Source organism: Nocardia sp. NPDC051321 (assembly GCF_044455225.1).
GTDB lineage: Bacteria > Actinomycetota > Actinomycetes > Mycobacteriales > Mycobacteriaceae > Nocardia.
Genome location: NZ_JBITEM010000014.1, coordinates 130,982 through 143,317, shown reverse-complemented (window position 1 = coordinate 143,317; position 12,336 = coordinate 130,982). Strand labels below are relative to the sequence as shown.

Annotated in this window: 1 pseudogene; it reads right to left on the bottom strand. The window is 68.6% G+C overall.

Annotation, left to right across the window (positions count from 1 at the left end):
* Positions 1-17: 17 nt before the first annotated feature.
* Positions 18-12,227 (bottom strand): annotated as a pseudogene (locus tag ACIA8C_RS31760) (amino acid adenylation domain-containing protein); the annotation flags it as partial.
* Between the last annotated feature and the right edge of the window lie 109 nt (positions 12,228-12,336).

Below are 12,336 nucleotides of genomic sequence, written 5' to 3'. Positions count from 1 at the left end.
ACGTCGGCAGGACCTGCTCAGCTCAGCTGATCGAGCAGAATCGCCAGCTCGGCGCCGATCTCGGCCAGCGCCTCCGGGGTGGTCATCCGCGCGTGCGTCACGCCGACCGGCCGATCGACCACCGCGCCCGTCACGTGCGGCGACCAGTCGGTCGACGTGGCGCGAAGCACATCCGCGGGGTCGGCCACCGCCGCGCTGAAGTACTGCAGCGTGCCGTCGAACACCCCCGGTCGGTGCTCGGCGATCAGTTCGGCCGAGCGGACCGCGCTGCGATAGATCCGACGCAACCGTTCGGGGGTCAGCGCGACCAGTTCGGGCGGGATCATCGCGTGCAGCGCGGCCAGCGCTTGATCGCTGAGGTCGTAGATATCGTCCTCGGCCCCGATCAGGTCGCCGCCGAGCCCGAGTTCGGCCAGCGCCCCGCGCACCGCCGCGCGGAAGCCCGCGACGTCCGGGTTCGGGTGGCTGTCCATCATGGCCAGCAGCGCGACCTGCTCGCCGTCGGCCTGCAGCTCGGTGGCGATCGCGTGCGCCAGCACACCGCCGAGTGACCAGCCGAGCAGCCGGTACGGGCCCTGCGGTTGCACGGTCCTGATCTCGGCGACGTAGCGGTGCGCCAGCTCGGCGATCGAGTCCGGCAGGGCGCCGTCCTCGGACAGGGCAGGCGACTGCACGCCGTAGATCGGCTGATCGGCGGGCAGGTGCTGGGTGAGCCCGGCGTAACTCCAGGCCAGGCCGTACATCGGGTGCAGGCAGAACAGCGGTGCCGCGGTGCCCGCGGTGCGGATCGGCAGCAGGACGTTCATCGCGGCGTTCGGGTCGGTCTCCCCCGGTGTCTGCGTGTCGATCCGTGCGGCGAGGCCCGCCACCGTGGCATCGGTGAAGAACCATTGCACGCTGACCGTCGCACCGGCGGCGTCGCGCAGCCGGCCGACGGCCTGCGCGGCCAGCAGCGAGTTGCCGCCGAGTGCGAAGAAATCGTCGTCGAGGCCGACCGTTTCGGCGCCGAGCAGGTCGGCGAAGACCGCGGCGATGGTCCGCTCCAGCGGCGTGCTCGGCGCGCGGAAGTCGCGCGCGCTGACGAATTCCGGTGCGGGCAGCGCCTTTCGGTCGAGCTTGCCGTTCGGTGTCAGCGGGAGCGCGTCCAGCACCACGATCGCGTCCGGCACCATGTAGCCGGTGAGGAACCGGCCGACCTCGGAACGGACGGTCACCGGATCGATGACCGCGGCGCCGTCGGACACGACGTAACCGACGAGCCGGTCGCCGTGCGAATCCGAACGGACAAGTGCGACGGCCTGATTCACCCCGTCGCAGCGCACCAGCGCCGCCTCGATCTCGCCTAGTTCGATGCGGAAGCCGCGCAGCTGCACCTGCTGGTCGCCGCGACCGGCGTATTCGAGTAGCGCCTTGTCGCCGCGGTCGCGCCAGCGGCCGATGTCACCGGTGCGATACATGCGAGAACCGGGCGCGCCGAACGGGTTTGCCACGAACCTGGCCGCGGTGAGACCCGGCTTGCCCAGGTAACCGCGAGACAGTTGCGCGCCGACGACGTGGATCTCGCCCGGCACGTCGAGCGGAGTCGGGTGCAGGCGCGGGTCGAGCACAAAGGCGTCCAGGCCCGGGATCGCGCGACCGATGACACTGGCCGCGTTGTGCCGATCCCGCTCCTCCAGCGGCAGGAACGACACATGCACCGTGGTCTCGGTGATGCCGTACATGTTGACCAAACGAGTTGTCGCGCCGTGTCGTTCGTACCAGCGCTCGAGCTTGCGCAGGTCCAGGGCCTCGCCGCCGAACACGACGTAGCGAAGCGCCAGCTCGGCCGGGTCGGCGGCCCGGTCGGCCTCCACCAATTGGTAGAAGGCGGACGGGGTTTGGTTCAGCACGGTCACGCGTTCGCGAATCAGCAACTCGCGGAACTGTTCCGGCGACCGCGAGGTGACATAGTCGACCACCACGACCGAGCCGCCGTGCGCGAGACCGCACCACAGTTCCCACACCGAGAAGTCGAACGCGAAGGAATGGAACAGCGTCCAGACATCGTGTTCGCCGAAGCGGAACAGGGTTTGGGTGTTCGCGAACAGTTCGACGACATTGCGGTGCGAGACGCCGACGCCCTTCGGCACGCCGGTGGAACCGGACGTGTAGATGACGTAGGCCAGATTGTCGGGGTGCAGCGGCGCGAGCCGGTCGGCATCGTGGATCGGCGCGTCGGCGAATGCCGTTGTCTCCTCGAACAAGACGACGGGCAGGTCACCGGTGGGCACCGCGGCGCGCTCGTCCGCCGTGGTCAGCACGCAGACCGGGGCGGCGTCGGCGAGCATGAATTCCAGCCGCTGCGCCGGGTAGGCGGAGTCGATCGGCAGGTAGGCGGCACCGGTCGCGAGCACGCCGAGCAGGGCGACCGGCAGGTCCTCGGTGCGTGGGACCGCAACGGCGACCAGCGATTCCGGGCCGGCGCCCTGGGCGATCAGCGCGCGGGCGACCTGGTTGGCGCGATGCTGCAATTCGCGATAGGTAAGCGTCGCGGAGCGACTCGATGAGGGGTGGTGGTCGGGCGACGGGTGGGCCAATGTGCGGTCACCAAAGCGGATGGCGACCGCGTCCGGACGACGCCAGACCTGGTCGGCGATGAGGCCGGGCAGGGTGGCACCGGGCACCCAGGCGCCGAGTGAATTCCATTCGTGCAGTACGAGTTCGGCTTCGCCGGCGGCGAGCATGTCGATATCGCCCACCACTACCGCGGCATCGGCGGCCACCGCAGTGAGGATGCGATGGAACCGGTCGGCGAAGTTCTGCACCGTCGCGGCGTCGAACAGGTCCGTCGCGTAGCTGAGGATCGCCGACATGCCTTGGGTGTCCGGCTGTTCCGCGACGGTGAGCTGCAGGTCGAACTTGGCGACCTGAACCTGCGGATCGATGCCGGACACGGTGAGGCCGGGCAGTTCCAGCGAGGCCGTGGCCAGGTTCTGGAAGACCAGCATCACCTGGAACAGCGGGTGCCTGGCCGCCGAGCGGACCGGGTCGAGCAGTTCGACCAGGCGCTCGAACGGCAGGTCGGCGTGGCCGAAGGCCGCGACGTCGGTGTCTCGCACGTCGGCGAGCAACGCGTCGAAGGTGGCACCCGGCGCGATCTCGTTGCGTAGCACCAGGGTGTTGACGAACATGCCGATCATGTCGTCGAGTTCGGCCTCGCCGCGGCCGGCGACCGGCGTGCCGATGGCGATGTCGGTGGTGCCGGACAGCCGCGCGAGCAGCACCGCTAGTGCGGCGTGCACCACCATGAACAGGGTCGAATTGTGCTGCTTGGCAACGCGATCGAGGGCGGCGTGCAGGTCGGCGTCGATCTCGAGATCCAGCGTCGCGCCCCGGTACGAGGCGGCCGCGGGTCGCGGACGATCGGCGGGGATGGCCAGCTCGTCCGGCAGCGCGGCCAGCGCGGTGCGCCAGTAGTCCGCCTGCTTGGCGATCAGGCTTTGCGGGTCGTCCTCGGCGCCGAGCACGTCGCGCTGCCAGATGCTGTAGTCCGCGTACTGAACCGGAAGCGGCTCCCAGGCCGGAACCTGGCCGCTGGTGCGGGCGGCGTAGGCCAGCATCAGGTCGCGGGTCAGCGGGCCCATGGACCAGCCGTCGGCGCTGATGTGGTGCGCCACGAAGACCAGGATGTAGTCGGTGGTGTCGGTGACCTGGAACAGCTTGGCGCGGAACGGAACCTCGGTGGTGACATCGAAACCCGCGGCGACGGTGCGGTATACCGCGTCCGCCACCTCCGCCGCATCGATCGGCTCGGGAGTGAGGTCGACCGGTACCCGCGTGGCGATGGACTGCACCGGGCCCTGGCCGGTCTGCGGGTAGGTGGTGCGCAGGATCTCGTGGCGGCCGACCAGATCGGTCACCGCCGAGTGCAGCGCGGCGACGTCGAGTTCGCCGGAAAGGCGGATGGCGGCCGGGATGTTGTAGACGGCGGAACTGGTGTCGAACTGGTTCAGGAACCACATCCGCTGCTGTGCCAGCGACAGCGGAATCCGTTCCGGGCGTTGGCCTGCGACCAGGGCCTTGCGGCCGCCGGTGCCCGCGTGCTGTTCGACCTTGCGCGCCAGACCGGCGACAGTGGACGCCTCGAACAGAGTACGCACCGGCACCCTGGCATCGAGCGCGGCACCGATGCGGGCGGCGACCTGAGTAGCCAGCAGCGAGTTACCACCGAGACCGAAGAAGTCGTCATCCGCGCCGACCTGCTCCACACCGAGCACCTCGGCATACACCGACGCCACGATCTCCTCGATCGGCGTCGACGGCGCACGAAACGCCTGCGCCTCGAACTCCGGCTCCGGCAACGCCTTTCGATCCAGCTTGCCGTTCACATTCAACGGCAACGCATCCAGCACCACGAACGCCGACGGCACCATGTACGACGGCAAACCAGCGGTCAACGCCGACTTCACCTGCACCACATCGACATCGGCGCCCACCAAGTAGGCAACCAACCGATCACCAGTCTTCGGATCAGACTTGGCGACCACCGCCGTCTGCGCGATCTCCGGCAGCGCAAGCAGCGCCGCCTCGATCTCACCCAGCTCGATCCGGAAACCACGAATCTTCACCTGGAAGTCGGTACGGCCCCGGTACTCCAACTCACCGGAGGCCTGCCACGCCACCAGATCACCGGTCCGGTACATCCGCGCACCGGGCTGGAACGGGTTGGCCACGAACCGATCCGCGGTCAGATCCGCACGACCGAAGTAACCACGCGCCAGCTGGGCGCCGGCCAGATAGAGCTCGCCGGAGACACCCACCGGCACCGGCCGCAGCCGCGAATCGAGCACGAAGACCTGACTGTTCCACTCCGGTGCGCCAACGGGCACCGACGCCTGGTCGTTTCGAGTGACCCGGTGACTGGTGATGGACACCGCGGCTTCGGTCGGACCGTACAGGTTGAACAGTTCGACGCGGGGGTAGTCGCGCACGAAGCGCTGCGCCAGTCCGGCAGGAAGCGCCTCGCCGATCGCCAAAACCCGCCACAACGAGGTGGGGAAATCGCCGTTGGTCAGTGCGTCGAGCATCGAGGGCACCACATGCAGCGTGGTCACCCACTCGCGGGCCATCAGCTCGTTCAGGTACACCGGGTCCTGATGACCATCGGGCGCGGCGATAACAAGTCGTCCACCACACACCGCGGCCGACCAGAACTCCCACACCGACAAGTCGAACGTGGCAGCGGTCTTCAGCAGAACCGCATCGGCGGCATCGAGACCGAACTCGGTGACCTTCCACTGCAACTGATTCGCGATCGCCGCGTGCGAAACCGCAACACCCTTCGGACGACCCGTCGAACCCGACGTGAAGATCACATAGGCCGTGTTCTCCGCACGCAGCGGCGCGATACGGTCGTCGTCGGCGACCGGGGAGGCATCCAGTCCCTCGAGATCGAGCTCATCGATCCGCACCAAAGGCGCGGCATCGGTAGCGAACTCGGCATCGGCATTGGTCAGCACACACACCGGAGCGGCGGTCTCGAGGATGTAGTTGGTCCGCTCGGCAGCCTGCGCCGGATCCACCGGCACATACGCACCACCGGACTTCGCCACGGCATACATCGCCACGACCAAATCCACCGAACGCCGGAACGCCAGCGCCACCCGCGACTCCGGCCCCACACCCATCGAGATCAAATGCCGCGCAAGACGATTCACCCGAGCATCCAGCTCGGCGTAGGTCACCTTCTCGCGTCCGGTCGGCAGATCGACTACGAGCGCAACGGAGCGCGGGTCGGCGGTTACCGCGGCATCCAATAGCGAGACCAAGGTCGCCGACTCGTCGACCTGCTGCTCGGTGGCGTTCCACCCCGCCAGCACGTCGTCGCGCTCGACCGCGTCGAGCACCTCGATATCCCCGACCGGTGTCGTCGCGTCCGCCACCACGGCGGCGAGGATCCGCGCGAACCGGTCGGCGAAGCCCTGCACCGTAGCGGCGTCGAAAAGGTCTGTCGCGTAGGTGAAGAACCCACCCATGCCGGTCGGCACGCCGGACTCGTCGTAGCCGTCACCCACGATGAGATGCAGATCGAACTGCGACACAGCCAGATCCGCGTCCAGTCCGGACACCGCGAGGCCGGGCAGCTCGAGCGCGGCACGGGCGATGTTCTGGAACGACAAGCCCACCTGGAACAACGGATGGTGCGCGGTCGAACGCGGCGGGTTGAGCACTTCCACCAACCGCTCGAACGGAATATCCGCGTGCGCAAACGCCTGCAGGTCGGATTCCCGCTGCCTGCTGAGCAATTCGACGAACGGCTCAGCCGACTCGAACTGCGTCCGGAACACCACCGTGTTCACGAACATGCCGATCAGATCGTCGAGCTCACGCTCGCCACGACCGGCCAGCGGGGTACCGATGGCGACATCCGCCGAACCCGAGAGCCGGGCAAGCAAGACGGCCAGCGCGGTGTGCACGACCATGAACAACGTCGCGCCCTGCGCGCGAGCGAGTTCCACTAGTCCGGCGTGCGTGGCCGCATTGATCTGTATGTCGACCCGGGCACCCGCCATCGACGCGATCGCGGGACGCGGCCGATCCGTCGGCAACTCCAGCAGATCCGGCAGGTCGGCCAGATGTGCGCGCCAGAAGCTGATCTGCTGCGCGGCAATCGATTCGGCATCGGCCTCGTCGCCGAGCACCGCACGCTGCCACAGCGCGTAATCGGCATACTGCACCCGCAGTGGTGTCCAGTTCGGCGCTTCGCCCGCGGTCCGCGCGGCGTAGGCGATCATCACGTCGCGCACCAGCGGGCCCATCGAGGACCCGTCGGCGGCGATGTGATGCACCACGACGGCAAGCACATACGTATCCGCCTGGCCATCCACCTGCAGCAGGGCCACCCGCACCGGGACCTCGGCGGTCACATCGAACGAACTCGACGCCAGCGCGTATACCGCGCTCGCCACGTCGGCCTCGCTGAGCAGCCGCGGTGCGATATCCAGGGTGATCCCGTTGGGCGGCAACACAACCTGGATCGGGCCTGCGTCCGTCTCCGGATACACGGTGCGCAGCACCTCGTGCCGCGCCACCACATCATGCAGTGCCGCACCGAGCGCCGCGACATCCAGCGCACCGGTCAGCCGCAAGGCGAACGGCAGGTTGTAGGCACCCGACCCGGCCGTCTCGTCGCCGGACTGGTCGAAGCGGTTGAGGAACCACATCCGGCGCTGCGCCAGCGACAGCGGCAGCTCGTCCGGTCGCGCGATGCTGCCGAGCTCGACGCCGGGACGACTGTGCACCTGCGAGTCGATCACCGCCGCGAGACCGGCCACGGTCGGCGCCTCGAACAGCGTGCGCACCGGCACGCGGCCGCCGACGGCGGCACCGAGGCGCGCCACCACCTGGGTGGCGATCAGCGAATTACCGCCGAGCGCGAAGAAGTCGTCGTCCGCGCCGACCCTGGTGAGCCCAAGTACCTCACCGAACACGCCCGCCACGATCTCCTCGACCGCCGTTGCGGGCGAGCGGAATTCGCGCGCGGTGAACATCGGCTCGGGCAGCGCCTTGCGATCCAGCTTTCCGCTGGCATTCAGCGGGAACGCGTCGAGCGCGACGATGGCGGCCGGAACCATATAGGTGGGCAGCGTTTCCGCGATCGCGGCACGCAAATCCTGCGGCTCGATCCTGGCGTCGGGTGCGGCGACCGCGTAGGCCACCAGCTGGTCGCCGAGGGTCGACTGACTGACCAGCGCCACGGCCTGGCTCACCGAAGGCTGGGCGAGTAGCGCGGTCTCGATCTCGCCGAGCTCGATGCGCTGGCCGCGGAACTTCACCTGGAAGTCGGTGCGCCCGATGTAGTCGAGCACCATGTCCTCGTCGGCGCCGGAAGCCTTGCGCCACACCACCAGATCGCCGGTGCGATACATGCGCTGACCGGTGCCGAATGGGTTGGCCACGAAGCGATCCGCGGTCAGATCCGGCCGCCGGACATACCCGCGGGCCAACTGATCACCGGCCAGGTACAGCTCACCCGCTACGCCGTCAGGCACCGGGCGGAGTCGGGCATCGAGCACGTAGACGCGGGTGTTCCACTGCGGCAACCCGATCGGCACCGACCGGGTATCCGAACCGTCCGCGGGCCAGTAGGTCACCGACACCGCGGCCTCGGTGGGTCCGTAGAGGTTGTGCACGTCAGCGTCGATCACCGCGTGCAGCGCGGTCACCGTCTCCGGCGGCAACGCCTCACCGATCACGAAGATCTGCTCCAGCGTCGGCACGGCGCCCTTGGCGGTGTGCGCCGCGAAGATCGTCAGCATCGACGGCACGAAGTCGGTGACCGTGACTCGCTGTGCGGCAATGGTTTCCGCGACATAGGCCGGGTCACGATGGCCGTCCGGGGTCGCGACGACCAGCTTGGCACCCACCCGCAGCGGCATGAAGAAGCCCCACAGCGACACGTCGAAGGTGGTGGCGGTCTTCTGCAGGTAGACGTCGTCCTGGTTGAGCGGATACTCAGCGAGCATCCATTCGATCTGGTTGTTGATCGCCGCGTGCGACACCGCGACGCCCTTGGGGCGACCGGTGGAGCCGGAGGTGAAGATGACGTATGCGGGGTTCAGCGGCGAGACCGGCCGGAGCAGCTCGTCCGCGCGGACCGGCGCACCGTCGAAACGCGCCAGGTCGGCGGCATCGATGGCCACCGCGGTGGCGCCGTCCGGCAGCGCGACAGCATCGACGGAAGTGGTGACGACACAGGCGGGTTGGGCGGTGTCGAGAATATGCGCGATCCGCTCGGCCGGATGATCCGGATCCAACGGCACATACGCACCACCAGCGGTCACAATCGCGTACATACCGACAACAAGATCCAGCGAACGCCGAATCGCCAAACCCACCAACGACTCCGCACCCACACCCTGCGAAATCAACAACCGGGCAAGCTGATTAACCCGCTGATCGAACTCGCGATACGTCAGCTCGGTGCCTTCGTAGACCACCGCGACGGCGTCCGGGTTGGCGGCCACCGCCTGCCGGTAGCCGTCGAGCAGCAGGTGCGGCGCGACCCGCTGCCGGGTGTCGTTCCACTCGAACAGGATTCGATCCCGCTCGACCAGCGACAGCAGATCGGCATCGCCAACCGCGCGGTCGGGATCAGCCGTGACCGCGCGCAGCAGTCGGCGCATCCTGGCGGCGAAGCGCGCCACCGTCGCCTCGTCGAACAGGTCCGTCGCGTAGCTGAACATGGCCGACAGACCGGCGTTTTCGCCGTCGTGCGGGGTGACGGTCAACTGCAGGTCGAACTTGGCCGCCGCGCCGTCCAGATCCAGGGCAGACGCCGACAGCCCCGGTAGTTCCAACGCGGGCTTCTCCATGTTCTGGAAGAACAACGCGACCTGGAACAGCGGATGGTGCGCCTGCGAACGTGCCGGATCGAGCACCTCGACGAGCCGCTCGAACGGCAGCTCGACATGCGAAAAGGCCGCGAGGTCGACCTTTTTGGCCGACTCGACCAGCTCACGGAACGATGCGCCGGGCGCGTTCTCGGTGCGCAGCACAAGCATGTTGACGAACATGCCGATCAGGCCGTCCAGCTCCGCCTCGCCGCGGCCCGCCACCGGCGTGCCGATGGCGATATCGGTCGAACCCGACAGCCTGGCCAGCAACGCCGCGAAGGCCGCGTGCACCACCATGAACAGCGAGGCGCCCGTGTCATGCGCGAGCGCGTCGAGCTTGGCCCTGGTCTGGGCGTCCACCTCGAACGTGTAGACACCGCCGCGCCCGGTTGCCAGCGCGGGGCGCGACCGATCCGTCGGCAGCTCGAGCCTGCCTGGCAGACCCGCCAATGCCGTTCGCCAGTAACCGATCTGCTCGGCGGCCACCGACCGAGGATCGTTCTCGTCGCCGAGCATCGCGCGCTGCCACAGGGCGTAATCGGCGTACTGCACGGGCAATGGGGCCCAGCCTGGCGCGTCCCCCTCGGTGCGCGCGAAGTACGCGACGGTCAGGTCCTGCACCATCGGCGCCATCGAGGTGCCGTCGGCCGCGATGTGGTGCACGACCACCGCGAGCACGTAGTCGTCGACGCCCAACCGCAGCAGTGCCATCCGCAGCGGCACCTCGGCCGCCACATCGAACCCGGCCAGCATGAACTCGGCCAGCCTGCCCGGCAGCTCGGACTCGGCGACCTCGGTCACGGCCAGCTCCGGAATCGCCTGCGCCGCAGGCAATATCACCTGGTATCCGGTGCCGTCCACCGCCGGGTACACCGTGCGTAAAGTCTCGTGCCGCTCGACCAGATCGGCGACCGCGGCCCGCAGCGCGGACACGTCAAGCGTGCCGGAGAGCCTGATCGCGAACGGAATGTTGTTCGCCGCCGACGCGGTGTCGAACTGGTTCAGGAACCACATCCGCTGCTGCGCCAGCGACAGCGGAATGTGTTCGGGGCGCGGTATGGGCGCCAGCGCCTGCCGCCCGCCCGACCCTGTGAACGGGGCGAGCCTGGCCGCCAAACCGGCGACGGTCGGCGCCTCGAAGACCGTCCGCGCGGGCACCCGCGCGCCGATCTGCGCGCCGATCCTGGCGACCACCTTGGTGGCGATCAGCGAGTTGCCGCCGAGCTCGAAGAAGTCGTCGTCGGCACCGATCTCGGCACCGGTGTCAAGCAGTTCCGCGAAGACGTGCGCGACCAGTTGCTCCAGTTCGCCACTCGGCGCGCGGAATTCCTTGGTCTGCAGCTGCGGCGCGGGCAGCGCGCGCCGGTCCAGCTTGCCGGTCGGCGACAGCGGGATCTCGTCGAGCACCGTGATCGTGGTCGGCACCATGTGCGCGGGCAGCCGCTGCTCGGCGGCCGCGATCAGCTCGTCGGTGTCCACCGTCGCGCCGGGGGCGGCCAGCACGTAGGAGGCCAGAATTGTTGTCCCGCTGTCGAGCTGGTGGCCGACGGTCACCGCGAAGTCGACACTCTCGTTGGTGGCGAGCACCGCGTCGATCTCGCCGAGCTCGATGCGGAAACCACGCACCTTCACCTGGAAATCGTTGCGGCCCGCGTACTCCAGCCGACCTTCGGCTGTCCAGCGGACGAGGTCACCCGAGCGGTACAACCGAGAACCGCTGGGATCGAACGGGTTCGCCACGAACCGGCCGGCGGTGAGCGCCGGTCGTTCATGGTAGCCACGCGCCACCTGCGCGCCCGCGATGTACAGCTCGCCGATCACGCCGTCCGGCACCGGCGAAAGCCGCTCGTCCAGCACATATTCGGTGACACCGCGAATCGGCCCGCCCATAGTCAGCGGGGCGTCGAGCACCAGCGGCTCGCCGATATTCACCACGATCGTGGTCTCGGTCGGCCCGTAGACGTTGAAGAGTGCGCGAACGCCGCCGGTGACCGGAAGTATCCAGCGCCGCACCAGATCCGGCGGCCAGGCCTCGCCACCGACCGCGACCACGCCCAGATCGTCGAGCCCGGCGGGATCGATCGAGGCCAGCGCGGCCGGGGTGATGAAGGCGTGGCTCACCCGCTCGCGGCGCAGCAGCTCGGCCAGGTCGTCGCCGCCGAACACCGTCGGCGCCACCACGACCATGGTCGCCGCGCCGCCGAGGGCGAGCAGCAACTCCAGCATCGACGCGTCGAACGACGGCGACGAAAAGTGCAGGGTCCGTGCGGTACTGGTGACGCCGTAGTGGGTGCGCTGTTCCTCGCAGAACCCGGCGATGCCCGCCTGGGTGGCCACCACGCCCTTCGGCGCGCCGGTCGAACCGGAGGTGTAGATCACCCAGGCCGGATGCTCGGCGCGCAGCTGGCGCACCCGATCGGCATTGGTGATCGGCTCGGTCGAGTGCCGCTCGAGCGAAGTCAGCGTCGCATCACTATCGATGACGAGCCATTCGACCTGTCCCGGCAGCTGGGAGGCGGTCTGCGCGGTGGTCAGGCCGAAGACCGCGCCCGAGTCCTTCACCATGTGTTCGATGCGGTCGGCCGGATAGTTCGGGTCCACCGGCACGAAGCCGGCGCCGGACTTGGCCACCGCCCAGACGGCGACCACGGAATCGATCGAGCGCGGAACGCCGATCGCGACAAGATCTTCCGGGCCGACGCCGCGCTCGATCAGCAGCCGCGCCAAACGGGTCGACCGCTCGTCGAGCTCGGCGTAGCTCAGTTGCGCCAGTGTCGCTGTGGCGTCGGCGTAGGTGAGGGCGATGCCGTCCGGGTTCGCCTCGACGGCGGTGGCCATCAGCTGTGGCAGCGTGATAACCCGGGGTCGCCGGGTCCGAGCTGGACGGACACGAGCGGAACGCGTCATGCGGTCACCAGTGCCAGGGTCTTGCTTCCCCGCCGAGCATTCGGACGCACGTCCC